Annotated in this window: 20 protein-coding genes; 12 read left to right on the top strand and 8 right to left on the bottom strand. The window is 74.7% G+C overall.

Going from position 1 to position 26031, the window contains the following annotated elements; all coding sequences use genetic code 11:
• Positions 1–350: 350 nt before the first annotated feature.
• A complete protein-coding gene (locus AB0C78_RS35670) occupies positions 351–839 on the bottom strand; it encodes a hypothetical protein (protein WP_360756817.1) in 489 nt (162 codons plus the stop codon).
• Between the two features lie 215 nt (positions 840–1054).
• Complete coding sequence (locus AB0C78_RS35665) at positions 1055–1990, bottom strand: LysR family transcriptional regulator (RefSeq protein ID WP_360756814.1); 936 nt, start codon at positions 1988–1990, stop codon at positions 1055–1057.
• An 80-nt stretch (positions 1991–2070) separates the two neighbouring features.
• Between AB0C78_RS35665 and AB0C78_RS35660 the strand changes: the two genes are divergently transcribed.
• On the top strand, positions 2071–2553 hold the full coding sequence (locus AB0C78_RS35660; RefSeq protein WP_360756812.1) for a VOC family protein: 483 nt from the start codon (positions 2071–2073) through the stop codon (positions 2551–2553).
• Positions 2554–2557: 4 nt separating this feature from the next.
• On the opposite strand, the gene AB0C78_RS35655 is transcribed toward AB0C78_RS35660, so the two are convergent.
• On the bottom strand, positions 2558–3346 hold the full coding sequence (locus AB0C78_RS35655) for an acetoacetate decarboxylase family protein (protein WP_360756809.1): 789 nt from the start codon (positions 3344–3346) through the stop codon (positions 2558–2560).
• Between the two features lie 157 nt (positions 3347–3503).
• On the opposite strand from AB0C78_RS35655, the gene AB0C78_RS35650 reads away from it, so the two are divergent.
• The 3 genes from AB0C78_RS35650 to AB0C78_RS35640 all read left to right on the top strand — a co-directional run bounded on the left by AB0C78_RS35650 (position 3504) and on the right by AB0C78_RS35640 (position 10884).
• Positions 3504–4868 carry a glutamine synthetase family protein gene (locus tag AB0C78_RS35650; protein ID WP_360756806.1) on the top strand — a complete coding sequence of 455 codons (1365 nt, stop codon included), beginning with the start codon at positions 3504–3506 and terminating at the stop codon, positions 4866–4868.
• A gap of 24 nt (positions 4869–4892) precedes the next feature.
• A complete protein-coding gene (locus AB0C78_RS35645) occupies positions 4893–6143 on the top strand; it encodes a cytochrome P450 (protein WP_360756804.1) in 1251 nt (416 codons plus the stop codon).
• Between the two features lie 94 nt (positions 6144–6237).
• Positions 6238–10884, top strand: a complete 4647-nt coding sequence (locus AB0C78_RS35640; protein WP_360756801.1) for a hypothetical protein — start codon at positions 6238–6240, stop codon at positions 10882–10884.
• A gap of 9 nt (positions 10885–10893) precedes the next feature.
• Here the strand turns inward: AB0C78_RS35640 and AB0C78_RS35635 are convergent, their stop codons facing one another.
• Entirely contained in the window at positions 10894–11856 is a 963-nt protein-coding gene (locus AB0C78_RS35635; protein WP_360756798.1) for a hypothetical protein, read from the bottom strand.
• Positions 11857–12041: 185 nt separating this feature from the next.
• Between AB0C78_RS35635 and AB0C78_RS35630 the strand changes: the two genes are divergently transcribed.
• Positions 12042–13073 (top strand): alpha/beta hydrolase, encoded by a 1032-nt coding sequence (locus tag AB0C78_RS35630; protein WP_360756796.1) that lies wholly within the window; start codon positions 12042–12044, stop codon positions 13071–13073.
• Between the two features lie 43 nt (positions 13074–13116).
• On the opposite strand, the gene AB0C78_RS35625 is transcribed toward AB0C78_RS35630, so the two are convergent.
• Both AB0C78_RS35625 and AB0C78_RS35620 read right to left on the bottom strand, forming a co-directional pair.
• Complete coding sequence (locus AB0C78_RS35625) at positions 13117–14544, bottom strand: aldehyde dehydrogenase family protein (RefSeq protein ID WP_360756793.1); 1428 nt, start codon at positions 14542–14544, stop codon at positions 13117–13119.
• Positions 14545–14548: 4 nt separating this feature from the next.
• Entirely contained in the window at positions 14549–16042 is a 1494-nt protein-coding gene (locus AB0C78_RS35620) for a PucR family transcriptional regulator (protein WP_360756791.1), read from the bottom strand.
• Positions 16043–16128: 86 nt separating this feature from the next.
• On the opposite strand from AB0C78_RS35620, the gene gabT reads away from it, so the two are divergent.
• The 7 genes from gabT to AB0C78_RS35585 all read left to right on the top strand — a co-directional run bounded on the left by gabT (position 16129) and on the right by AB0C78_RS35585 (position 24621).
• On the top strand, positions 16129–17481 hold the full coding sequence (gabT, locus tag AB0C78_RS35615) for a 4-aminobutyrate--2-oxoglutarate transaminase (RefSeq protein WP_360756788.1): 1353 nt from the start codon (positions 16129–16131) through the stop codon (positions 17479–17481).
• A gap of 169 nt (positions 17482–17650) precedes the next feature.
• A complete protein-coding gene (locus AB0C78_RS35610; RefSeq protein ID WP_360756786.1) occupies positions 17651–19369 on the top strand; it encodes an amidohydrolase in 1719 nt (572 codons plus the stop codon).
• Position 19370: 1 nt separating this feature from the next.
• Complete coding sequence (locus AB0C78_RS35605) at positions 19371–20537, top strand: ABC transporter substrate-binding protein (protein WP_360756783.1); 1167 nt, start codon at positions 19371–19373, stop codon at positions 20535–20537.
• The gene (locus AB0C78_RS35600) at positions 20530–21387 is read left to right on the top strand and encodes a branched-chain amino acid ABC transporter permease (protein ID WP_360756781.1); all 858 of its coding nucleotides are present in this window, start codon (positions 20530–20532) and stop codon (positions 21385–21387) included. The genes AB0C78_RS35605 and AB0C78_RS35600 overlap by 8 nt, the downstream gene beginning before the upstream one ends.
• Complete coding sequence (locus tag AB0C78_RS35595; RefSeq protein ID WP_360756779.1) at positions 21374–23065, top strand: ATP-binding cassette domain-containing protein; 1692 nt, start codon at positions 21374–21376, stop codon at positions 23063–23065. Before AB0C78_RS35600 ends, AB0C78_RS35595 begins: the two co-directional genes overlap by 14 nt.
• The gene (locus AB0C78_RS35590; RefSeq protein ID WP_360756776.1) at positions 23062–23751 is read left to right on the top strand and encodes an ABC transporter ATP-binding protein; all 690 of its coding nucleotides are present in this window, start codon (positions 23062–23064) and stop codon (positions 23749–23751) included. Before AB0C78_RS35595 ends, AB0C78_RS35590 begins: the two co-directional genes overlap by 4 nt.
• A 78-nt stretch (positions 23752–23829) precedes the next feature.
• The gene (locus AB0C78_RS35585) at positions 23830–24621 is read left to right on the top strand and encodes an SDR family oxidoreductase (RefSeq protein ID WP_360756773.1); all 792 of its coding nucleotides are present in this window, start codon (positions 23830–23832) and stop codon (positions 24619–24621) included.
• A gap of 28 nt (positions 24622–24649) precedes the next feature.
• Here the strand turns inward: AB0C78_RS35585 and AB0C78_RS35580 are convergent, their stop codons facing one another.
• Positions 24650–25657 (bottom strand): LLM class flavin-dependent oxidoreductase, encoded by a 1008-nt coding sequence (locus AB0C78_RS35580; protein ID WP_360756771.1) that lies wholly within the window; start codon positions 25655–25657, stop codon positions 24650–24652.
• Positions 25658–25697: 40 nt separating this feature from the next.
• Positions 25698–25976 (bottom strand): hypothetical protein, encoded by a 279-nt coding sequence (locus tag AB0C78_RS35575; RefSeq protein ID WP_360756768.1) that lies wholly within the window; start codon positions 25974–25976, stop codon positions 25698–25700.
• Positions 25977–26031 lie beyond the last annotated feature (55 nt).

Below are 26031 nucleotides of genomic sequence, written 5' to 3'. Positions count from 1 at the left end.
GGTGGACGAAGTCCATCGCGTAGCGACGCCGAAGGCGCCCTTGACTTTGGAGGGGCGGCCCCGTACGCAAGCGCCACCCCACCACCCGAACACCCCTCTTGCCGATGCCCCCAAACACCCCTCTTGCCGTTCTCCCGGGACCGTCCCGTTCTCCCGGGACCGTCCCGTTCTCACGGCACCGTCCCGTCCTCCTGGCGCCGCCTCGCCTGAGCGCGCCCAAGCAGTCGAGCACCCCTCTCGCCGAAGCACCCGAGCGCTTGAGGACCCAAACGCTCAAACGTCCGAGCGGCTGCCGAGGTGCGATGTTCGGCTCAGTCGGGCAGCGCCGCAGACTGCTACGACCTAGAAGATCAGCGATCGGATCCGACCACTGAGAGGTCACCCACCGCGTCGGCGTAGTAGGCCGACTCTGCCAGGTGGAATGCGATCTGGCGGAATGTCCAGCCTGCACCGGGCGATCGGTCGAGCTGGTCCGCGGTGAGCGCGGTCAGGCGGGCGGCCCAGATCTGGCTGAGCCGGGTGAGCCGACTTCTGGCCTCGTCCAAGTCCTGGTCGGTGAAGGGGGCCAGGTCGGCGGGGGTCGTGCTCGCCGACGCGTGCCAGCGATCGGGGATGGTGGGGCTGCCCGCCAGGCGTGCTTCCACCTCGGCCAGGTGATCGATGAGGTGATCGGTGACTCGGCGGATCGCCTTGTGCGGGGTGTAGAGCCGCTCGTCGGCGCGCATCGGGCGACCGTCCCAGTTCGTCCAGGTGGCGGCCAGGTCGAGGACGTGGTCGATCATCGAAGTCACGACCAGCGCGGGCTCCCGATCGTCGGTGGTCGGGACCTCGTCCGACATTCTCGGCCTCCAGTGTGTCGCGCGGTCGGATGGGGCAGGCCCGATCCGGTGGAGACAGGGGACGGCTCCGGTGCGGAATCTAGGCCCGAGACATCTCGATGCCTGTCGAAACGTGGATGCACGGGCGCGAAGCGGGAAGGCGAACGGTGGGTGCGGACGCAGCGTGTTTCGCATGTCCGTCGTGTTGGCGGCGCCTCGTCCGGTGGCTCAGGCCGTTATGCGGGGGACGGTGTGCGGTGTGCCCAGGGTGGGGTCCAGGTGTCGGGGGCGGCGGGTGGTGTGCCTAGGTGGGTGCGGAGTGCGGTGAGGGCGGGGTGCGGGTTGTCGCGGCGCCAGATGAGGGAGTGCGGGTAGACGGGCGTCGGGTCGTGGACGGGGATGCGGCGCAGGCCGTGGTCGGCGGGCCAGACGAGGCGGGTCCGGTCGCCGACGAAGGTGGCGAGGGCGGCGGAGTCGGCGATGGCGTCGAGGAGCGGTTCGAGGCCGAAGTGGGGGCCGACGGGGTCGATGGTGAGGCCGAAGGCGGCGGCGAGGTCGTCGTAGAAGGCGGCCCATTCGGTGCCGGGGACGATGCCGGGCATCCAGATGCGGTGCCCGGCGAGGTCGGCCGGGCGGACGCGGCGGGCGGCGGCGAAGGCGTGGGCCGGGCCGGTGACGAGCTGGATGGGTTCGTCGAGAACGCGCGCTGACGCGAGGCCGGCGGGGAGCCGGTCGGGGGTGGTGAGGGCGCGGAAGGACGCGTCGATGGTGCCAGCGGCGATCGCGTCGAGCGCGGCGGCGGCGTCGAAGAGGGTGACGACGTCGAGGGGGGTGCCGGGGTGGGCGCGGTGGAAGTCGCGCAGGAGGCCGGCGGGGGCGAGGCGGCGGCCGATCACGTCGACGCGGAGCGCGCGGCGGCCGGGGGCGACGGAGGCGAGGGCGCGCTCCTCGGCCTGGAGGAGGGCGCGGGCGTGGGGGAGGAACGCCTGCCCGTCGATGGTGAGGCGGGCCCCGCGGGCGGTGCGGGTGAAGAGGCGGACGCCGAGGTCCTTCTCGAGGGCGGCGATGCGCTTGGAGACGGCCTGCTGGGTGATGGACAGCTCCGCCGCGGCGTGCTGGAAGCGGCCCGCGTCCGCGGCGGCGGCGAACGTGCGCACGGCTTCGAGGTCCACGCCGCCCGACCCTAGCCCAGAATTAGTGGAACGAATCATTCCGTTCTGTTAGAGTCGGAAGCCGCGAGAGAGGGGACATCATGGCCGACTTTCCCAAGGCGCCCGAGGGGTACGGCACGGTCACGCCGTGGATCGTCACGCGGGACACCGCGGCGCTGATCCGGTTCATCGAGGACGCGTTCGGCGGCGAGGAGCTGAGCCGGATGGAGGTGGACGGGCGGATCGGGCACGCCGAGGCCCGGATCGGCGACTCGGTCGTGCTCATGTTCGACTCGCCGTTCCCGGTCGAGACGCCGGGGCTGCTCCGGCTGTTCGTGGACGACGCCGACGCGGTCGTGGAGCGCGCCGTCGCGGCGGGCGCGAGCGTGGTCACCCGTCCGACCGAGCTGTTCTGGGGCGACAAGGTCGGGCGCGTCCGGGACCCGCTGGGCAACGTCTGGTGGATCCAGGAGCGGCTCGCCGAGCCGACGCCCGAGCAGATCGGCGAGCGCGCGATGGATCCGCGGTTCGCCGAGGGCATGGCGTACGTGCAGGCGAGCCTGGGGCCCGCGCTTCCGGCGTGATCCCTCAGGCGAGGACGCGGCCGCCGTTCCAGGTGACGCCGACCTGGCGGTAGTAGGCGGCGATGGGCTCCTCGACGGTCAGCCGGGACAGCTCCTCGGTGGGGGAGTCGAAGAGCCGCAGGTCGGCGTCGCCGGTCCAGGCCTGGCCGGCCTCGAAGGCGGCGCCGCCGGACTCGATCAGCTCGTCGAGCGCGGCGGGCTTGCCGGGCTCGATGGACGGCAGGTGGCGGTGGTGGGCCATCGGGTGGCCGTTGACGAAGCCGTTGGTCTCGGACGGTTCGCGCAGCGTCACGACGGCCTCGGCGAGGCGGCGGTCGGCGGCGGCGAGGGTGGCGCCGAACCGTCCGCCGGGGGCGATGCGCGGGGCGCCGCGGCCGTAGGGGTGCGGGCGGGTCTGGTGGACGGAGCCGAACTTCTTCGGATAGCCCTGGTGCAGGCCGCGGGCGATGGCGAAGTCCTTGTCGACCCAGATGTAGACGCAGCGGGAGTAGGTCCGGCCCTCGAACGAGCAGCGGACGACGACGAAGCACTCCTTGTACTGGGCGTGGACGGGGTCGAGCAGCTCCTCGGCGGAGTCGGAGCAGGACTGCCAGTCGGCCCAGATGATCGCGACGGCGCCGGGGTCGTCGGGGGCGGGGGCGAGGGGGTCGGGCAGCAGCTCGGCGACGCGGGCGGGGTCGGTGCGGTACTCGACGGTGAGCAGGTCGCCCGAGTAGTGCCAGGGCGGGCTCGGGATCAGCGACGAGCGGCCCGTCGCGGTCTTCGGGTGCAGGAATCCTCGCACGTGCGCCACCGGGGACCTCCGTTTCGTTTGGGCCCATACGATATGCCGCCCGCCCGGTTTTGTCACTCCGCCCCTGGTGATCGAGGTCTGGCCGGCGGGACTCTTGTCAGGATCCACCGGCCGCCATATGGTTTGAGCCCAAACGAACCCGGAGGGGAGCGAGCGAGTGAGCCGACAGGAGCCCGCCGCCGGCGCCGAGCCGGTGCGGGACGCGGTGCGCCGGCTGACCGCCGGCGGCGTCGACGTCGTCCGCGTCCAGTACCCCGACCTGATCGGCGTCGACCGGTCCCGGGACGTGCTGGTCGAGCGGCTGCCCGCGGTCGCCGAGCACGGCCTGTCGTTCTGCCGCGCGATCTACCACACGAGCCCGCGGGGCGACGTGGTCGAGGTCGCGGGCGGGCTCGACGCGGGGCTCCCCGACATCTGCGTGCGCCCCGACCTGTCGACGCTCGCGGCGCTGCCGTGGGAGCCGGGCGTCGCGTCCTGCCTCGCCGACGCCTACGAGCCCGGCGGCGGCGACCTCTGCGCCGAGGGCCCGCGCGACGTGCTGCGCCGCGCCGTCGCCCGCATGGGCGAGATCGGCCTCGAACCGGTCGCCGGGCCCGAACTGGAGTACTACCTCTGCGAGCCTGACGAGTCCTCGCCCACGGGATGGCGCCGGTACGGGGACGCGCCCGGCAACGTCTACTCGTCCGGCCTCAGGGGCGACCCCGGCAACCACCTGCTGCGGACCCTCCGGCACCTGCGCGACCTCGGGCTCGGCGTGACGATGGGCAACCACGAGTTCGGCGGCGGCCAGTTCGAGATCAACCTGGACCATTCGGGCGCGCTGGACGCCGCCGACCGCGCGTTCCGCTTCAAGTCGGCCGTCCAGGAGATCGCCCGGACGCAGGGCCTGCTCGCCACGTTCATGGCGAAGCCGTTCGACGACGAGGGCGGCTCCGGCTTCCACGTCCACCTGTCCTGCCTGGACGCGGAGGGGCGGAACGCGTTCGAGGGCGACGGCGCGCACGGCCTGTCGGAGACCGCGCACCAGGCGGTCGCCGGGGTGCTCGAGCACGCGCCCGCGCTCGCCGCGCTGCTGAACCCGACGATCAACTCCTACAAGCGGTTCGGCCCCGACACGCTCGCGCCGTGGCTGATCGACTGGGGGCTCGACAACCGCAGCGCGATGGTGCGGATCCCGCCGGAGCGGGGCGCCGCGTCCCGCCTGGAGGTCCGGCTCGGGGACGCCTCCGCCAACCCCTACCTCGGCGTCGCGGGCCTGCTCGCGGCCGTCTACCTGGGCGTCCGCGACAAGCTCGACGCCCCGCCGCCGCTGGAGGGCTACGGCTACGACGCCGCGAAGGCGCCCGTCCTTCCCGGTGACCTGACCGCCGCGCTGGACGCCCTCGAAGCGGACGAGGCCCTGACCGGCGTGCTCGGCGAGCGGTTCGTGTCGGCGTTCCTCGCCTACAAGCGGGACGAGGTCGCGCGGTTCCAGCGGCACGTCACCGACTGGGAGTTCCGCGAGTACGCCTACCACCTGTAAGGCCACCCACAAGGAGCATGCGCGTTGACCGGTGACACCCTGGCCGTGGACCTCGCGGACCCCGGCAACTTCCTCGACGACGAGACGCCCTGGCGGATGTTCGACGCGCTGCGCCGCACCGCGCCCGTCCACTGGAACCCCGAGTCCGACGGCGGCAGCGGGTTCTGGTCGCTGACCAGGCACGCCGACGTCGTCGCCGTCGACCGCGACCAGGAGCGGTTCACCTCCGAGAAGTTCGTGAACCTGGAGGAGGTGGACGAGCGGCAGGCCGAGATCCGGCGCTCGCTGCTGGAGACGGACGGGCCGCGGCACAACGCGCTCCGCCGCGTCCTGCAGCGCGAGTTCACGCCGCGCGCTGTCGCCGGGTACGCGACGTTCCTGCGCGGCCTGACCGCGCGGACGCTCGACCGGGCGCTCGCGCACGGCACCTTCGACTTCGTCGCGGAGATCGCCGCGGACTTCCCGATCAACGTGCTGGCGCGGATGCTGGACGTCCCCGACGGCGACACGCAGAAGCTCATCGACTGGGGCAACCGGATCATCGCCAACACCGACCCGGACTACGCGGACGTCCTGCTGCACAGCGAGGAGAGCGAGCGCTACCGCGACCTGCCGTTCCGCAGCCCGGCGTCGCTGGAGGTGTTCGAGTACGGGCGGGAGCTGGCGGCGAAGCGGCGCGGCGGGGCGGGCACCGACCTGGTCAGCCGGCTGGTGAACCAGACGCCGATGGACGGCGTGCCGCTGTCGGACCGCGACTTCGACAACTACTTCCTGCTGCTGGTCGTCGCGGGCAACGAGACGACCCGGCACGCCATCACGCACGCGATGCGCGCGCTGATCGAGCATCCGGAGCAGGCGGAGCGGCTGCGCGAGGAGCCGGAGCTGATGCCGGTCGCGGTGGAGGAGTTCCTGCGCTGGGCGTCGCCGGTGTACCACTTCCGCCGCACCGCGACCCGCGACACCGAGGTCGGCGGCACCGCGATCCGCGCGGGCGACAAGGTCGTGCTGTGGTTCGCGTCCGCGAACCGCGACGAGGACGTGTTCGCCGACCCGTACCGGTTCGACGTGACCCGGACCCCGAACGACCACATCGCGTTCGGGAAGGGCTCGCACTTCTGCCTGGGCAGCGCGCTCGCCCGGCTGGAGATGCGGATCATGTTCGAGGAGCTGCTGCCGCGGCTGGCGGACGTGCGGCTCGCGGGCGGGATCCGGCGGGTGCGGTCCAACTTCGTCAACGGGATCAAGGAGATGCCGGTGACCGTCGCCCTGGCCTGACCCCTGGCCCGACCCCTGGCCTGATCACCGGCCCGGTCCCCGGCTTGATCGTTTCCCGCGTGTTATGTCCGGGGACGCTGCCATACTGCCCGCCATGTCCCCGCAGCTCCCGGCAGACCCCGCGCAGTCGACCCTCTACCTGGACTGGGTCGGGGAGGCCGACCCCGATGCCGCGCCCGACGCGGAGAAGCTGTTCGCGACCGTCCGTACCGGGCTCGCGCGCGCGTACGCGCGTCCCGGCCGGTTCCTGGACGACATGAAGCGGGAGGTGCGCCGCCTGCCCGCCGCGCACCTCCCCTGGTTCTGGGACACCGTCGGGCACCGGCTGATCCGGATCGCGCCCCGGCACGCCGCCACCGCCTACGCGGACGCGCGCGACGCCGAGGCCCGGCACGCGCTGCCGGTCGACGCCCAGTACCGGGTGGACAACGCCCTCCTGTTCGCGGGGGGCGGGGCCATCGGCGCCGCGCGGATCCGCGAGCACCAGGAGTGGCTCGCCGCGACGTACCCGGCCGACCGCGCGCACCGCGAGTTCGCCCGGTTCGTCGCCGCCTGGGGACGGGCCGGCGCCGCGCCGCCCGCCGACCTGCACACCCGCGTCCGCAGGTCGGCGAAGGCGGCCGGGCTCGGTTTGTCCGAGGACGCCGAGATCCTCGCGCAGGCCCTGGCCGACGCGCGCGGCACCGCCGTCCCGGACGGCGTGCTCGACGGCGCCGCGCGGGTGTTCGCCAAGGCGCCGCCGCCCGCCGCCCTGCGCGCCGGGCTCGCGGAGATCTTCCCGACCGGCGCGGTCGACGGTTCCGCGTGGCTGCGGATGCTGGACGCCGCCGGGATCGTCGACGCGATGGCGGACGGCGAGGTCCGCCCGTCCGGCGGGCTCGCGGGCTGGCTCGGCGCGTTCGCTGCGCACTACTCCTACGTCCGCGTCGCCTATGGCGGCATCACCGTCCAGCCGATGCCGGACGAGCTGTACGGCGTGCTGCCGCGCCTCGCCGCCCGGCTGCGCGCCGAGGCCGTCCCGGTGCGGCTGCACGAGTCGCGCTACGGGGGCGCCTGGCCGTTCGACGCCGACCTCGTCGACGCGTGCCTCGCCGAAGGCGTCGCCGTGGAGGATCCGGGCGAGGGCGTGCGGCTGAACTTCTGGGGCGAGCGGTCCCGCCGCGACCTGAAGGCCCTTGCCGCCGACCCCGTGTTCGGGCCGCGGCTGGAGGGCACCGTCCACGCGGGGCTGCGGCAGGGCACCGCGATCTCGCGGCTGCCCGAGACGCCCGGCGTGGAGAAGGCCGTCCACGAGAGGATCGGCCGGCAGATCGACCGCGCCGCCGAGGGCGGGGTCGCCGCCGCCGGGCAGGCCATGGCCGTGCTGGAAGGCCTGCTCGACCCCCCGACGGCCGCCGCGCTGGACGGCCTCGGCGACGCGCTCGCCGGGCTCGACCTCGTCGTCCCGCTCGCCCGCACGCTCCGCGCCGGCATCATCGCCGAACTCGGCTGGCCCGCGCTGGACGAGGCGCTCGCGGACCTCGGCGGGCCCGTCGCCGGCGTGACGTGCACCTGGCCCGTCCTGACCGTCTACGGGCGCGGCCGCGCGATCGCCGTCGACCACGCGGGACGGCGCGGCGAGTGCGCGTTCACCCTCCCCGAGGGGACGACGCTGCACACCGTCCACTACGCGGGCGGCGACTTCCTCATCGGCTGGTCCGAGCGCGAGCACGCGAGCGCCGCCACGCACGCGTTCTGGGCGAGCGCTCCCGGCGACGTCTTCGAGCCCGCCGTCAACTACGGGCTGCATGCCTGGCGCGGGCCGCAGGAGGGCGCGCTCGGCTTCCAGTTCGAGGCAGGCGGCGGACGCTTCGACGGCGAGCGCGTCCTGGCGCCCGGAGGCCGGGAGGGCATGGGCCGCCATGAGCGGCAGTTCTCCGACGGCTCCCGTGTCTGGAGCTCGCCGAGCTATGCGCGCTCGCTCGGCGACTGGACGGTGCTCGACCTCGCGTCCGGCGAGCAGCGGCCCGCCGGGGCGCTGCCCGGCTTCCTCGCCGCCGAACCGCCCGGCGACGACGAGGCGTGGGACTTCGACCAGTGCAGCTTCGTCCGGCTCCCTGACGGCGTGACCGCGTCGCCGCTCGGTTCCTCCGGAGGCCTCGCCGGCTTCCGCGTCGCCGAGCGGAAGGCGGAGCGCGGCCGGCCGCCCTCCGGCTGGACGATCGAGGGCGTCGACGGCCGCCGCGGCGCGCTCCGCTACACCGAGAACGGCGGCACCCCGTGGGGCGTCCTCCGCATGCCCGGCGGCCCTGACCTGGTGATGGCGTCGGTCCGCTACAGCGCGATCAGGGAGATGCGCTGCCACGACCCGTCCGACGGCTCGCTGCTGTGGGAGGGGCGCCCGTTCCCGGGCGGGGAGGTCAAGCCGTGGCCGGACCGCAAGGACCGGCCGCAGCTCCCGCCGCCCGCCTTCTGGCACTTCCTCGCGCCGCGCGACACCGCGTCGTCGGTGGCGCTCCGCCGCACCGGCGAGGAGACCGCCCGCGCCCTGCTGGACGCCGCGCCCTCGCCGGAAGCGGTGCGGGACGCGCTGGCCCGCGAGCTGCCCGGGGTGACCGACCCGGCGATCGTCGCCGGGGTCGTCGACACGGTGCTGCGCGCCGCGGCCGTGCTGGACCGCCGGCGTGCGCTGTCGCGCCGCGTCGAGGTGATCCGGTCCGGCGCGCGGGTGCGGCCGCCCGCCGAAACCCCCGACCCCGACCTGGACGACGCGCTGCTCGGCCTGCTGCCCGCGCCGCCGCTGCACGCGAGGCAGGAGCGGTCGCCGCGGCCCGCGACCGTCACGGCGATCGCCGCCGACGGCCGGTTCCTCGCCGGCGCGATCGACGAGACCGTCCGGCTGGTCAGCCCGCCCGCGCGCCCCCTCGACTGGTCGCCGCTGCTCGGCGCGATCGACGCGGCGGCGTGGCGGCTCGTCGCACCCGGCACCCCGGACCGGGACCGGGCGGCCCTCGCCGCACTGCTGCGCACCTGGGCGGACCAGCCGTTCGCGCACCCCGGCGGATGGCGGCGCGGCTACGCGACCGGCGCCGCCCTCGCCGGGCTCGACGCGACCGTCATCGTCGGCGTCGTCCCGTCCGCCGACGGGCCGATCGACCCCGAGCGCGCCTACCGGTTCGTGCAGCGCGCCGACGCTCCGGAGCCGGCCGGCGCGAAGAAGGCCGAGACCGTCACCGTCACCCGGGACGACGCCGCCCGGCTCCGCCGCCTCCTCGACCTGTACGACCGGCACGGGCCGCTCGCAGCGGACAAGGACGCGGTCGCCGCGTTCACGCGGGCCACCGGCGTCCGCCGCGCGATCGCGACCCTCGTCCTCGACGGCCTGCCCCGGCGCGCGTACGAGGGCGGCGACGCCGGCACCCGGTTCGATGCCCACGCGAAGATGCTGCGGACCAAGCCGTACTCGGCGACCAAGCAGATCGCGCGGGAGGCCGAGGACCTCTCGAGCCGCCTCGGCGTCCCCGGCCGGCAGCGCATCGTCGCCGCCGGGATGCCCGACGACCCCGCCGAGCTGTGGGAGGAGGGCGGCTTCGCGGCCGCCGCCGTGCGCATGGCCGAGGCGTGGTCGGGGCTCCTCGGCCGCCGCGCCGCCGTCGACGAGGACCTCGTCGCGGACCTGGAACGCGACCTCGGCGTCTCCGACCAGTGGGCCGCCGCCCTCGCCGACCCCGCCGCGTCCACGCTCGCCGCCGACGACCTGACCTGCGTCGTCGCCGACCGGGAATCGTACGGGATCGGCGTCCACACCGTCTTGCCCGGCGGCACGGCGAGCCCGCGGGGCCTGTACGGCGACCCGTACGTCCCGCTCGCGTCCGTGCTGGTGTGGGCGCTGACCGAGCGCCCCGCCGGCGATCCGGCGACCCTCGGCGCGGCCGCCCTCGCCGCGCGGCTGGAAGCCCGGCTGGCCGCGCCCGGCCTGCTGGTGCCGCTCGGCGAGCTCTCCCTCGGCGACACCGAGCGGCGCAGGCTGCTGTTCGGGCCGCACACCCATCCGGTCCGCCGGGTGACCGCGGGCGAGGTGCCGGTGGAGGCCGACGCGTCCGCCCTCGCCTTCGACGACGGCCTGCTGATCGTCGACGGCCGGCAGCGGCGGGCGTCCGTCGTGCTGCGCACGTCGGCGCTCGCCGACCCGGCGGCCCGCGCGCGCTTCGAAGACCTCTGCGCCGACCACGGCCTGGACGAGCTGCTCCGCCGCGTCGACGCCGTCCGGGCGCGCGCGGACGCCGTCGCCGGCATGGCGGCCCGCGCCGCCGCGACGCCCGTCCCGCCCGGCGGCTACGAGGCGAACCCGCTGCTCAGCGTCCCCGACCTGGTCGCCGAGGCCGCCGCCGAACTCGGCACGAGCGAGGACGCGGCGGCCCTCTACCTGCAGTTGCTCACGCTGCTCCGCCCGACCGACCGGAACGTCCGCAAGTGGAACGGCTGGACGGCCGCGCGGCACAAGGCGGCGCAGGCGGAGCTCGTGGGCCGCGCCCTCGTCCAGGAGGACAAGCGCGCCCGCGCGGGCCGCACCGCGTTCATCCCCGGCGAATGGCTCGCGCTCAAGGCCCCCGAAATCCCCGTCGAGACCGCGAAGCTCGCCGCCCACCTGGCCAGGGCGGGGCGCGACAGGACCGCGGGCGGGCCGTTCCTGCGCCTGCTGCCCCCGCGTCCCCTGCACGAGATGTTCGAGAACGCCTGGACGGCCCGCCGTCCGACCTAGCCGCCGACGCTACGCGTAGGGGTCGCCCGCCTCCAGCGCGAGCCGGCGGATCTCCTTGAGGTCGTTCTGGGTGTAGTCGGCGGGCAGCTCGATGCCGAGGCCGAGGAACACCCGCCTCATCTCGTCCGGCGTCGGCTGCTCGCCGAGCCGCAGGTGCTTGACGGTGTCCAGCGGCAGCCGCTTGGCCTGCTGGAAGCTGACGTGCAGCTCCGACTCCCAGCACTGGTACGTCGGCGTGCCGCTGTTGATGACCAGCGCCGGGAACTCCGGGCCGCGCTGGGTGAAGACCAGGCAGCTGGTCGACATCTCGTAGCGCAGCAGCGAGTACGCCGACGACAGCCGGATGTCGATGTCGAGCATCTCGTAGCGCTGCTGGTGCCAGCAGCCGGCGAGGATCGTCGCGAACAGCTCGCGCCGCGTCTCCTCGACGGACCAGGCCTGCTCCGGCGCGTCCTGCGCGGTCGCCAGCCGCTGGTGCAGGCCGACGAACCGGCCGCACAGGTCCGGGTCCATCGGGTCGAGGATCTCCAGCCGGAACTCCAGCTTGCGCCGCAGCGGCCGCGCCGTCCGCACGCACTCGGGGAGCGTGACCGCGCGGACGTAGGCGCCGGTCGCGCCGCGGAACCACCACACCCGGGTGTCGCGGCGCGCCTCGGCGAGCACCCGGTTGCAGTCGGAGCCGCTGACGACCTGCACGTCCGGCTGCCGGCGCAGCCCGTCCGCCAGCGCGTTCACCGACTCCTGGACGAGTTCGCCGCGGGTGTCGCCGCGGGCCCGGTCGCGCAGCAGGACGATCGACACGACCGCGAGCGTCGCCATCGTCGCGCTCTGCACCACGCTGGTGGACGCGATGCCGGTGACGTCCAAGCCCAGGATGACCACGGCCAGCACGAACGCGACGCCGACGTCGACGTAGCCCGTGAGCAACCTCCAGAACCGCTGCATCCGCCCGCTCCAGTCACGCTCCGCCACCCGGCCGCGACGATCCTAGCCACCCCGCCCGACCACCAGAACCCCTTACCCGCACGGCGTTCCGGCCGTCCCGGGTCGCCGCGGACGCGCACCGGGAGGGTCGGGCGGGCTTGACCGAACCGTGTTCGGATGGGAGGGGCGGCGGGGGGTACGGTGTCCGGAACGTCCGAATGGTTGGAGGGTCGATGCCGCAGCTCGCCGAAATGGTCCCGCCGTCGGTCGCGGGCGCCGTGCTCCGCGCCGTGTACGCGCTCCCCGATCCGGTGCGGCGGCTGATCGCCGGGCGGCCGGTGGTGCGGGACGGGCAGCGGCTCGCGCTGGACGCGCAGCTGCTCCTGCTGATGACGCGGCTGGAGGGCGCGAGCCTGACCGGGGCGACGCCGGCGGAGGCGCGGCAGGGCCTCGCCCGCGGGCAGCGGTACATCAACCGGCTGCCGGAGCGGCCGGTGCGGACGCGGGACCTCACCGCCGCCGAGACCGTTCCGGCGCGGCTGTACGAGCCGAAGGGGCTGGCGGAGGGCTCGCCGCTGCTGGTGTTCTTCCACGGCGGCGGCTGGGTGATCGGCGACGTCGGGACGCACGACTCGGTCTGCCGGTACCTCGCGGTGAACGCGGAGGTGCGGGTGCTGTCGGTGGACTACCGGCTCGCGCCCGAGCACCCGTTCCCGGCGGCGGCGGACGACGCGCTCGCGGCGTACGCGTGGGCGGTGGAGAACGCGGCGGCGCTCGGGGCGTCGCCGGACGCGATCGCGGTCGGCGGCGACAGCGCGGGCGGGAACCTCGCGGCGGTCGTCGGGGCGTTCGCGGACCGCAGGCCGGACTTCGCGCTGCTGTTCTACCCGGCGACCGACATGTCGGTGCGGCGGCGGTCCCGGGAGCTGTTTGCGGACGGCTTCTACCTGACCGACGCGGACATGGTCTGGTTCAGCGACCACTACTGCCCGGACGTGGCGCGGCGCACCGACCCGAAGGTGTCGCCGCTGCTCGCGGACGACCTGAGCGGGTTCCCCGCCACCTACCTCGTCACCGCCGGGTTCGACCCGCTGCGGGACGAGGGGGAGGCGTTCGCGAAGCGGCTGCAGGAGTCCGGGGTGCGGGTCGCGCTGCGCCGGCAGGAGGACCTCATCCACGGGTTCGCGAACATGTGGGGGCTCGGCGGCCGGTTCCAGGAGGCCCTCTCCGAAGCGGCCGGGGCGCTGCGGACCGGCCTTCTCTGACCCGCGAAGGCCCGCCCCGGGCGGGGGCGGGCCCACGTGGTGGTCAGAGGGGCAGGCCGGTGAAGATCATGACCTTCTCCTCGGTGTAGTCGGCCATCGCCGACCGCAGCCCCTCGCGCCCGACGCCGGAGTCCTTCACGCCGCCGTACGGCATCTGGTCGGCGCGGTAGGACGGGACGTCGCCGATGACGACGCCGCCCACGTCCAGCTCCCGGTGGGCGCGGAACGCGATGTCGAGGTTCCGCGTGAACACGCCCGCCTGCAGCCCGAACTTCGAGTCGTTGACCAGCGCGAACGCCTCGTCCACCCCGTCGACGGGCTGGACCAGCATGACCGGCCCGAAGACCTCCTCGCGCGCCACCTTCGCGTCGGCGGGGACGTCGGCGAGGACGGTCGGGGCGTAGGTCGCGCCCTCGCGGGTGCCGCCCACCAGGACCTTCGCGCCCGCCGCGACGGCCTCGTCCACCCACGCCTCGACGCGCTCGGCGGCGTCCTGGCTGACCAGCGGGCCGACCTGCGTCTTGTCGTCCCACGGGTCGCCGGTGACGAGGGAGCCGACCTGCTCGACGAGCTTCGGCACGAACTCCTCGTACACCGACCGGTCGACGTAGACGCGCTGGACGGCGATGCAGCTCTGCCCGGCCTGGTAGTTGGAGAACAGCCCGATCCGCTTGGCGGCCCAGTCGAGGTCGGCGTCCGGCAGCACGACCGCGGCGCCGTTGCCGCCGAGCTCCAGAGTGACGTGCTTGCGCGGCACCTGGTCGTTGATCGCCCAGCCGACGGGGACGGACCCGGTGAACGACACGATCGGCAGCCGCGGGTCGTCGACGAGCGCGGACGCGCGGTCGTTCGGGACCGGCAGGACGGAGAACATCCCGGCGGGCAGGTCCGTCTCGGCGAGCAGCTCGCCGAGCAGCAGCGCCGACAGCGGCGTCGCGGGCGCCGGCTTCAGCACGATCGGGGTGCCCGCCGCGATCGCCGGGGCGATCTTGTGGGCGGCGAGGTTCAGCGGGAAGTTGAACGGCGAGATGCCGAGCACCGGGCCCTTCGGGACGCGGGTGATGTACGCCATCCGGCCCTCGGCGGCGGGGTCGGTGTCCAGCCGCTGGGTGGTGGCGCTGAACCGGCGGGCCTCCTCGGCGGCGAACCGGAACGTGGAGATCGCGCGGGTCACCTCGCCGCGCGCCCACAGCAGCGGCTTGCCGTTCTCGCCGGTGATCAGCCGGGCGACCTCCTCGGCCCGCTCGGCGAGCCGCGCGGACACGTGCGCGAGGGCCTCCGCGCGGACGTGCAGGGGGAGCGCCGCGGCCTCCTTGCGGATCGCGTCGGCCGCCGCGACCGCCTCTTCCACCTGTGCGGGCGTCGGCACGGCGGCCGTCCCGACCACCCGGCCGTCGTAGGGGTGCGTAACGGTCAGCTCACCGTCACCGGTCTCGGGGCGACCGGCCAGCCAGAATGGGGTCACGTTCATGACCTCACGCTATCTCCGGCGGCCCGGATGGCGAGTCTCCAGGACGGCCAATCGGGCCGTCGCCGTTGGACGTGACGGCCAGTGCGATCCACAGTTCGGCGCGGGCGGCGGGGTCGTCTAGGTCGCGGCCCAGCAGTTCGGCGGCCTTGCGGATCCGGGACCGCAGGGTGTGCCGGTGCACGCCGAGCGCCCGGGCGGCGGCCTCGCCCTGCCCGTTGGCGGCGACGTAGGCGCGGACGGTCCCGACCAGGTCCTCGGCGGCCAGCGGGGCGAGCAGCGCGGCGGCGAAGGCCCGCGCGGCCTCCGGCTCCAGCAGCCCGAGGACGCCCTGCCCCGGCAGGTCCGCGTGGCGCAGGACTTGCCGTCCGGTGCGGCGGGCCGCCGCGAGCGCGTCCTCCGCCTGCCGCAGCGCCCCGGCGAGGGCCCCGGCCCCGGCGTCCGCCTCGCCCGGGTCGCTGACGCCGATGGGGCCGGTGCCCGCGAGCAGCGCCGTGACCGCGCCGGCCAGATCGTCCGGGACGATCACGGCGGTGCCGCCGTCGAGCGGCGCGGCCAGGCAGCGCTCCCCGGCGGGGTCGGTCTCCAGCGCGTCGACGACGGCGCCGCCGCCCGCGCAGGCCAGCACCCGGACCGGTCCGCGCGGCACGGCCGGGCCGGTCGCGGGGAGCCCGGCGAGCAGCGCCGCGAGCGCGGCCCGCGCGTCCCGGCCGGTGCGGGGCGTCTCCGACTGGAGCGTGAGCAGCGCGACGGCCGCGCCGACGATGGTGTGCGCGACGTGCGGGAGCGGCGCGCGCGTCCCGACGGCGAGGAACCCGCGGGGCCGCCCGCCGAGCCCGACCCGCTGCAGGACGATGTGGTCGCCGGGCACGGCGAGCGCCATGCTCGCCGGTGTGGAGCCCGAGGCGGGGCGGCGGCGCAGCCGCGCCAGCTCGGGGGCGAGGGCGGCGGCGCGGTCGCGGGCGGCGGCGGGCTCGGCGTGCCGGACGGCGCCGGACGCGTCCAGCAGCAGCGCCCACCCGCCGAGCAGCCGCGCCAGCCGCCGCACGAGCGCGCCCGGCCCGGTGAGCGCGGCGCGGGTCAGCTCGCGCTGGGCCTGGAACGCGCGGGTGACGTCCTCGTACCATTCGGCGGCCAGCATCCGCGAGACGGCCTTGCCGATCGCGATGAACGGGGTGGGGCGCGGCACCTCCAGCAGCGCGAGGCCCCGGTCGCGGGCGGCGGCGAGCAGCTCGGGCGGGACGCCGGGGTGGATGACGCCGACCGCGAAGCCGAGCCCGGCGACGCCGCGCCCGACGAGCCGGTCGACATAGGGTGCGGCGCCGCCGGGGGTGAGCCGCATGCCGGTGGTGAGGACGAGCTCGCCGCCTTCGAGGAACGGGGTCGGGTCCTCCAGCTCGCTGACCGCGACCCACACGACCGGCGCGTCCGGGAGCGGGCCGGTGAGGGAGCGCAGGCCGAGCTGCGGCAGGGCCGCCACGGCGGCCAGCGTCGGCGGCACGCGCACTCCCTCATGTCCAAAGCTTTGGACGGATTTCGCCGTCCCGTACGGTTCATCGTAGGGGTGGTTCGGCTTATGTTCGCGCCATGACCAGCCAGAACCTGAGCGGCGGCGAGCGCCTGCCGCAGGAGCGCCGCGTCGTGACCGAGATCCCGGGACCGCGGTCCCGGGAGTTGCAGGAGCGCCGCGCCGCGGCGGTGGCGCCCGGCGTCGGCAGCGTGCTGCCGGTGTACGTGACGGACGCGGGCGGCGGGGTGGTCGTCGACGCCGACGGCAACTCGCTGATCGACTTCGGCTCCGGCATCGCGGTGACGAGCGTCGGCAACGCCAATTCGCGGGTCGCCGCGCGGGTGAAGGAGCAGGCGGACCGGTTCACCCACACCTGCTTCATGGTGGCGCCGTACGAGTCGTACGTGGCGGTGTGCGAGAACCTGAACCGGATCACGCCGGGCGACCACGAGAAGCGGTCGATCCTGGTCAACAGCGGCGCGGAGGCGGTGGAGAACGCCGTCAAGATCGCCCGGTACGCGACGGGCCGCCAGGCGGTCGTGGTGTTCGATCACGGCTACCACGGCCGGACGCTGCTGACGATGACGCTGACCGCGAAGAACATGCCGTACAAGCAGGGGTTCGGCCCGTACGCGCCCGAGGTGTACCGGATGCCGCTCGCGTACCCGTTCCGCTGGCCGACGGGGCCGGAGAACTGCGGGCCGGAGGCGGCGGCGCAGGCGATCGACCAGATCACCAAGCAGATCGGCGCGTCCAACGTGGCGGCGGTGGTCGTCGAGCCGATCCAGGGGGAGGGCGGGTTCATCGAGCCGGCGCCCGGGTTCCTGCCCGCGATCGCGGAGTTCTGCCGCGCGAACGGGATCCTGTTCGTCGCGGACGAGGTGCAGACGGGCTTCGCGCGGACGGGCGACATGTTCGCCTGCGAGCACGAGGGGATCGTCCCGGACCTGGTCACGACGGCGAAGGGCATCGCGGGCGGGCTGCCGCTCGCGGGCGTCACCGGCCGCGCGGACATCATGGACAAGGTGCACGGCGGCGGGCTCGGCGGCACCTACGGCGGCAACCCGCTGGCCTGCGAGGCGGCCCTCGCCGTGCTGGAGGAGATCGAGGAGGGCAAGCTGACCGAGCGGGCCCGCCGGATCGGGGAGATCATGCTGCCCCGGCTGCGCGCGCTCGCGGAGAAGCACGAGGCGATCGGGGACGTCCGGGGGCGCGGCGCGATGATCGCGATCGAGCTGGTCAGGCCCGGAACCAAGGACCCGGACCCGGAGCTGACGGCCGAGATCGCGCGGCGCTGCCATGCCGCGGGCGTGCTGGTGCTGACCGCCGGGACGTACGGGAACGTGCTGCGCTTCCTTCCTCCGCTGGTCATCCCCGAGCATCTGCTCGTCGAGGGGCTCGAGGTGATCGAGGAGGCGTTCGCCGGCTGACCGCCTGAAGCCCGGCCGGGACCGCCGGCGCCCGGTGCGGCGCCGGCGGCTTTGGCATGCCCGCGTGCGCTTGTGAGGCGGCTCACACCGTTACCGGCCCGTTATTGACCGTTCTTCGTTTGGCCCCGTACGTTCGCAAATACGTTTGGGCCCGAATGAAGAGGCGCACATGCACGCGAACCCCGATCCCCAGGCCACCCCCGACCTGGTGCTGCTGGACGGCGAGGTGCTCACCGCCGACGCCGCGTTCCGCACCGCCCGCGCGGTGGCGATCACCGGCGGGACCGTCACCGCGGTCGGCGCGACCGACGCGATCCGCGCGCTGGCCGGCCCGCGCACCGAGGTCGTCGACCTGCGCGGCCGGACCGTCCTGCCCGGCATCAACGACTCGCACCTGCACGGCTGCGCGTTCGGCTCCACTCGCCCGCCGCTCGCGCTGGACGTCGGGTTCCCCGCCGTGCGCTCCATCGCCGACGTCCAGGCCGCCGTGAAGGACGCCGCGTCCCGGCTGCCGGAGGGCGCCTGGATCCGCGGCAACGGCTGGGACACCGGCTACCTCACCGAATGCGCCGACGGCCGCCGGATGCCCGATCGCGCCGACCTCGACGCCGTCGCCCCGCACCACCCCGTCTACCTGCAGGACTTCAGCGGCCACCTCACCTGGGCCAACTCCCGCGCCCTCGACGTCGCCGGGGTCACCGCCGACACGCCCGTCCCCGAGGGCGGCGTCATCCACGTCGACGGCGCGGGCAACCCGACCGGGCTGCTCGCCGAGGGCGCGCAGGCCCTCGTCCAGCGGCACCTGCCCGCCTACACCCGCGACCAGATCGAGCGCGCGATCCGCGAGGCCGTCGCGACGCTGCAGCGCGAGGGCATCACCAGCTACACCGAGCCCGGCCTCGGCCCCGGCGGCAAGAGCCTGTTCGCGGGCGCCGCCGGGCAGCTCACCCTCGACGTCTACGCCGATCTCGCCCGCGCCGGCGACCTCGGCGCCCGCGTCAGCGTCCTGCTGCTGCTCACCGGGATGGGCGGGTCCGCCGCCGAGATCGCCGAAGGGCTGGCGAGCGCCGAGATCCCGGACGGCGTCGACCCGCGCCTGCTGCGCGTCCTCGGCGTGAAGCTGTTCGCCGACGGCATCCCGCCGAACAAGACCGCGTGGATGAGCGAGGAGTACACCACCGGCGGCCACGGCTGCCTGTGCGTGCACGGCGCCGCCGACGCGCTGCGCACCCGCGAGCTGACCGAGATGATCCGGCTCGCGCACGCCGCCGGGCACCAGCTCGGCGTGCACGTCACCGGCGACCTCGCCATCGACGCCGTCGTCGACGCGTTCGAGGCGGCGCAGGCCGAGCATCCCCGCGACGACCCGCGGCACTACGTCATCCACGCCGACCTCGCCGGCCGCCGCAGCCTGCGCAAGCTCGCCGCGCACGGGTTCGGCGCCAACATGAACCCGGCGATCAAATGGACGATCGCCGACATGATGGAGGAGATGCTCGGCGCCGACCGGGCCGCCTACCAGTGGCCGGTCCGGTCCGCGGTCGACGCCGGGATCCCCGTCACCGCCAGCTCCGACGCGCCCGTCACCTACCCGAACTGGCGGCAGGGCATCGCCGCGATGCTGCTGCGCGAGTCCAAGGCGAGCGGCCGGACGTACGGGCCGGAGGAGCGCGTCGGGCTGCCCGAGGCCGTCCGCGCCTACACCGCCAACGCCGCCTGGCAGGACTTCGCCGAGGACTGGAAGGGCACCCTCGAACCCGGGAAGGCCGCCGACGTCACCGTCCTCGACGGCACCCTCACCGCGCTCGACCCGCACGACCTGCCGGACACCCCGGTCGCGATGACGGTGTTCGACGGCCGGGTCGTGCACGCCGCCGAGGGCGTCTGACATGCGGATCGGCACGATCCTCGCGGCGGCGGCGCTGCTCGCTGCGGCCGCCGGCTGCGCGACCGGCGCCGACGCCGGCACCGGCCCGATCCACGTCGGATCGGTGTCGACGCTCAGCGGCCAGGTCACCTTCCCCGAGGCGTCGCAGGCCGCCCGCGCCGTCTTCGACGACGTCAACGCCGCCGGCGGCATCAACGGCCGGAAGATCGCCTACACCGCCGGCGACGACAAGGGCGACCCGGCGACCGCCGCGCTCGCCGCCCGCGACGTCATCCAGAACAAGCACGCCGTCGCCCTCGCCGGCGGCGCGAGCCTGGTCGACTGCCAGGTCGACGGCCCGCTCTACGACCGCTACGCGATCGCCGACATCCAGGGCACCGGCGTCGACCCGGGCTGCTTCCGGTCCCCGACGATCTCGCCGACGAACGTCGGCCCGTTCCTCGGCACCACCCTCACGCTGTACTACGCGTCCGAGCACCTGCGGCTGAACCGGCTCTGCGGGTTCTTCTCCATCATCGGCAGCACCGGACGCGCCTACCACGACGGCGTCACCCGCTGGACGAAGCTGACCGGCAAGCGGCTGCTCATCGAGGACCGCAGCCTGTCCGCGCAGACGACCGACTACACGCCCTACATCCTGCGGGCCCGCGCGGCCGGCTGCCAGGGCGTGTTCTTCAACGGCACCGAGCCGATGGACGTCGGCTGGGTGAAGGCGGCGCACGCCCAGAACGTCACCGGCGTCAAATGGCTCTTCCTCACCTCCACCTACACCGACCAGGCGGCGCGGGCGTTCGGGCCGTCCGGCGCGGACGTGGTGGCGCTGTCGGAGTTCGAGCCGTACACCGACGTCCGCTCCTCGGCCAACCAGGACTGGAGGGCCACGATGACCAGGCACCATGTGCCGCTCACCTCGTTCGCCCAGGGCGGCTACCTCGCCGCGACCCATCTCGTCACCGTGCTGCGCGGGATCAAGGGCGACATCACCCGCGCGTCCGTGCTGCGCGCGCTGCGGACCCTGCGCCCGCTGCCGTCCGGCATGACGGGCACCCCGTTCGCGTTCGGCCCCGGCGACGCGCACGCCTCCAACCTCGCGGGCAAGTTCGTCCGGCCCGACGGCAACGGCTGGACGGTGCTCACCCCCGACTGGATCAGGTTGCCCAATGGTTGAGGGAGCGATCGCCGGGCTCGCCGGCGGCGGCGCCTACGCCGCGCTCGGGCTCTGCCTCACGCTGATGTTCCGGCTGGTCAGAGTGGTGAACTTCGCGCAGGTCGCGATCGGCGTCATCGGCGTCTACACGATGGCGGTCGCCTCCGAGCACGGCTGGCCGTACGGTCTCGCCGCGCTCGCGGGGCTGCTCGCCGCCGTCCTCGTCGCCGCCGCGCTCGGCTGGGTGATGGGGAAATGGTTCGGGGAGGCCGGCGCCGACCAGCGCTCCGCGATCTCCATCGCGTTCCTCGTCGGCCTGCTCGCCGCCTCCTACCTGGCGTTCGGCACGCACCCGCGCCGCATGCCCGGCGAGTTCGGCGGCTCGCTGTTCACCGTCGACGGCATCACGATCACGCAGGCGTCCGCGGTGTGCGTGCTCGGCTCGGTCGTGGTGGCGGGCGCGGCGTGGCTCGTGCTGGCCCGGACCGTCCTCGGGCTGCGGCTGCGCGCCCTGTCCGAACGCCCGACGACCGCCGAGCTGCACGCCATCCCGAGCCGCCGCCTCGGCGTCGGCATGTGGGCGGTCACCGGGCTGCTGTCGGCCGCCGTCCTGCTGGTCGTCGCGCCGCAGCAGACCAGCGACCAGACGTCGCTGGCGCTGATGGCGATCCCCGCCTGCACGGCGGCCCTGGTCGGCGGGTTCCGCAGCCTCGGCCTCACCGTCGCCGGCGGCCTCGGGCTCGGCGCGCTGCAGGGCGCGCTCGCCCACGTCGGCGAGCTCGCCCAGTACCGCGACGCGGTGCCGTTCCTGGCGATCCTCGCCATCTTGATCTGGTCGCAGAGGCGGGAGGTGTGGGATGCGGCGCGTTGAGTTCCTCCGGCAGCCGCTCGCGGCGCTGGCCGTCATCGCGGTCGCGGCCGTGGTGGTCCCCGAGTACTGGCTGTTCCTCGCGACGTCGGCGCTGGTGTCGGCGGTCGCGCTGCTCGGCCTCGGCGCCGTCGGCCGCGCCGGCATGAACTCGCTGTGCCAGCTGTCGTTCGCCGCCGTCGGCGCGTGGACGGTCGCGCGGCTCAGCGTGTGGGGCGTCCCCGGCTCGATCGTCGTCTGGGTCGTCGCGGGCGGGCTCGCCGCGATGCCGTTCGGCCTCGTCGTCGGGCTCCCGGCGCTGCGGCTGCGCGGCGTGCACCTCGCCGTCGTCACGCTCGGGTTCGCGGCGGCGGCCGACGTCGTGGTGTCCGCCGTCAACTTCCCCGGCGTCGACTCCTACCAGCAGGTCGGACGGCCCGGCTTCCTCGCCACCGACCGGCAGTACTTCGTCTACGCCGGCCTGGTGTTCGTGATCGCCGGCATCGGCGCCGAGCTGCTCGGACGCACCCGGACCGGCGCCGCGTGGCGCGCCGTCCGGTTCTCCGAGCGCGCCACCGCCGCGTCCGGCACGAGCGTCGCCCGCGCGAAGCTGTCCGCGTTCGCCGCCAGCGCGTTCGCGGCGGGCGTCGCGGGCGGGCTGCTCGCCGGCCAGGTCGGCATGATCACCGCGCAGAACTTCCAGACGATCGGCTCACTCGCGCTGTTCGTCGTCGCCGTCATGGCGGGCGCCGAGTACGTCGGCGGCGCGCTGTTCGGCGGCGTGCTGATGACGTTCGTCCCGGAGCTGTTCCGCCGCGCCGGGATCTCGCAGGACTGGGCGAACGTCCTGTTCGGCGCGGGCGCCGTGCAGGCGCTGTCGCAGGGCAGCAGCGTCAGCGAGGGCCTCGCGCGGCGGCTGCGCGCCCGGCGTCCCGCGCCCGTCCCGCCGCCGCGCGCCGCGACGTCCGGCGGCGAACCGCCGCTCGGCACCGAACCGCTCCTGGAGGTGCGCGGGCTGAGCGTCCGATACGGGCAGATCGCCGCGCTGCAGGACGTCGATCTCGTCGTTCCCGAGGGCACCGTCATGGGGCTGATCGGGCCGAACGGCGCGGGCAAGTCAACGCTCACCGACGCGCTGTCCGGCTTCATCCCCTCCGCGACCGGGAGCGTCACGCTCGCCGGACGCCGGCTGGACGGCCTGCCCGTGCACCGCCGCACCGCCGCCGGGCTGCGCCGCACCTTCCAGCAGGACCGCGTCCCGACCGGCCTCACCGTCGGCGCCTACCTGCGGTTCGCCGCGCACCGGCGGGTCACCCCGGCCGAGGTCGGCGACGTCCGGGACTTCCTCGGCTGCGCGCCGGAGGACGCGCACGTAGCCGACCTCGACGTCGGCAGCCGCCGGCTGCTGGAGGTCGCTGCCGCGCTGCTCGCCCGCCCCAGGCTCGTCGTCCTGGACGAGCCCGCCGCCGGCCTCGCGCACGCCGAGTCGCTCGCGCTCGCCGACCGGCTCGTGGAGGTGCCGGCCCGCTACGGCGCGTCCGTCCTGCTCATCGAGCACGACCTGGACATGGTCCGGCGGGCCTGCGCGCGGGTCGTCGTCCTCGACTTCGGCGAGGTCATCGCGTCCGGCCCGCCCGCCGAGGTCCTCGCGCGGCCCGACGTGGCCCGCGCCTACCTGGGAGACGAGGTGGCCCTCACATGAAGGAGCTGAGGCTCGACGCGGTGTCGGTCGGGCGGGGCGGCGCGCCGATCGTCCGGGACGTCGGCCTGACCGTCCCGGCGGGCGAGGTCACCGTCCTGCTCGGCCCGAACGGCGCCGGGAAGACGACGCTGCTGGAGGCCGTTGCCGGGGTGCTGCCGATCGCGTCGGGACGGCTCACCGGGGACGGCGACGACATCGCCGGCCTCGACCGGGTGCGGCGCGCGCGGCGCGGCATCGCGCTGGTCGAGCAGGGCCGGACGGTGTTCGCGCAGCTCACCGTCGCGGAGAACCTGCGGGCCGTGCGGCGCGGCCCGGCCGCCGACCGCGCCCTGGAGCTCTTCCCGGAGCTGCGCAAGCGGCTGGACGTGCGGGCCGGGCTGCTGTCGGGCGGGGAGCAGCAGATGGTGGTGCTGGCGCGGGCGCTCGCGATGTCGCCGTCGGTGCTGCTGATCGACGAGATGTCGCTCGGCCTCGCCCCGGTGATCGTGAAGCGGCTGCTGCCGGCCGTCCGCGCGCTGGCGGACGGCGGCGTCGCGGTGCTGCTCGTCGAGCAGTTCGCCACGCTGGCGCTGGAGATCGCCGACACGGCGCATGTGCTGGCCGGCGGCCGCCTCACCCATACCGGCCCCGCGGCGCCCCTCCGCAAGAACCCGGAACTCCTCCAAGCCGCCTACCTGGGCACCTGAACACGTTCCCTTGTGGCGTGCCGTCCTTATGAGCACCGTCATAAGGGCGGCACGCCACAACTCGACGGAAGGACGCGCATGGGACGTGTATTGATCGTCACGGGTGGAGGGAGCGGGATCGGGGCCGCGGTCGCCGCGGCGGCGGCGGAGCGCGGCGACACCGCGGTGATCTGCGGGCGGCGCAAGGACGCGCTGGAGCGCGTCGCCGCCGCGACCGGCGCCGAACCGCGCGTCTGCGACGTGTCCGAACCGGACGCCGTCGCCGACCTCGTGGACGGCGTCGCCGCCGCGCACGGACGCCTCGACGGCCTCGTCGCCAACGCCGGCGTGATGCGCGCCGGCGCCGTCCTCGACCTCACCCCCGAGGACTGGGACCTCACGCTCCGCACCAACCTGACGTCGGTGTTCCTGCTGGCGAAGGCGGCCCTCCCGCACCTCATCGAGGCGAAGGGCGCCCTCGTCGCGGTGTCGTCGGTCGCGGCGCTGCGCGCCCCGCTGGAGAGCGCCGCGTACGCGACGTCCAAGGCCGCGCTGACCATGCTCACGCAGACGATCGCCGCCGACTACGGGCCGCGCGGCGTCCGCGCGAACGTGGTGTGCCCCGGCTGGATCCGCACCGAGATGGCGGACGCGGAGATGAGCGAGTTCGGCGCGCCGCTCGGCCTCGGCCGCGAGGAGGCGTACGAGGAGGTCACCCGGCTCGTCCCGCAGCGCCGCCCCGGCACCCCGCAGGAGGCCGCGGCGGCGGTGCTGTGGCTGCTCGGCCCCGAGGCGTCCTACGTCAACGGCGCGGTGCTGTCGGTGGACGGCGGCACCGCGCTGCCCGACCCCGGGACCGTCCCGTTCGCCTTCGAGGTCAGAGCTCGCTAGGTGGAGGTCAGAGCCCGCTGGTTCGCGGTCAGAGCCCGCCGGCGGCGGGCGGCTCGACGGTCTTCAGGTCGTACAGCTCCGCGAGGATCTCGTAGGAGCGGATCCGGTCGGCGTGGTCGAACACCTGCGTGGTCACCATCACCTCGTTCACGCCGGTCCGCTCGACCAGCGCGTCCATCTGCCGCCGGACGGTCTCCGGGCCGCCCATGACCTGGTCGGCGAGCCGCGAGTCGATCATCTGCCGCTCCAGCGGCGTGTACGGGTGCGCGGCGGTCTCCTCCGGCGTCGGCATCTTCCCCGGCCGCCCCTGCCGCAGCCGCAGGAACGCCAGCGCCTGCGGCGCGGCGAGCTCGCGGGCCCGCTCGTCGGACTCCGCCGCCGTCACCGACACGCCGATCATCGAGTACGGCTCGTCGAGCATCCCCGGACGGAACGAGTCGCGGTACAGCGCCAGCGCCGGCACCGTGTTCTCGGCGCTGAAGTGGTGCGCGAACGCGAACGGCAGCCCGAGCAGCCCGGCCAGCCGCGCGCTGTACCCGCTGGACCCGAGCAGCCACACCGGCGGCTCGTTGCCCGCCGCCGGCGTCACCGTGCTGTCCTCGGCGAAGTAGCCCCGCAGCTCGACGACCTGCTCGGGGAAGTCGTCGACCGACAGCGCGTCGGGGGAGCGGCGCAGCGCCCGCGCGGTCGCCTGGTCGGTGCCGGGCGCCCGGCCGAGGCCGAGGTCGATCCGCCCGGGGAACAGCGCCTCCAGCGTCCCGAACTGCTCGGCGACCACCATCGGCGCGTGGTTCGGGAGCATCACCCCGCCCGACCCGACCCGCATCCGCGACGTCGCCGCGGCGACCTGCCCGATCAACACCGAGGTCGCCGAGCTCGCGATGCCCGGCATCGTGTGGTGCTCGGCCAGCCAGTACCGGTGGAAGCCGAGCCCCTCGGTACGCCGGGCCAGGTCGAGGGTGTTGCGCAGGGCGTCGCCGGACGTGGCGCCGCTCACCACGGGCGCCAGGTCGAGGACGGAGAAGGGGATGCTCATAAAGAGTGTGAACCCGCCGGGCCCCCGCCCTCTTCCCGGGTCAGCCGGTCAGCGCCGCCACCGCCGCCCCGGCGGCGACCGCGAGGACGACGGGCACGGTGATGCTGATCCACGACCAGTTCACCAGCCGGCGCGCCCGGTCGGCGTCCGAGGGGAAGACCCCCTCGGCCTTGGTGTACAGCACGGCGCCGACCACGACGAGCGGCAGGAACGCGAACGTGGTGAGCAGGCCCAGGACGAACGCGAGGGTCTGGCCGGCCCGCGTGTAGGTCCCGTCGGACCCGATGCCGAACGCCAGGCGGGGAGCTGCTTCGTTCATGCGCGCACCGATCACTAGAAGTGTGATCCGGATCATACGCTCCGTGAGCGGCGGC

This window comes from Actinomadura sp. NPDC048394 (assembly GCF_040651755.1).
Classification (GTDB): domain Bacteria; phylum Actinomycetota; class Actinomycetes; order Streptosporangiales; family Streptosporangiaceae; genus Spirillospora; species Spirillospora montaniterrae.
Note: the sequence above shows the minus strand (reverse complement) of the source record. Positions and strands in the feature narration are given on the sequence as shown.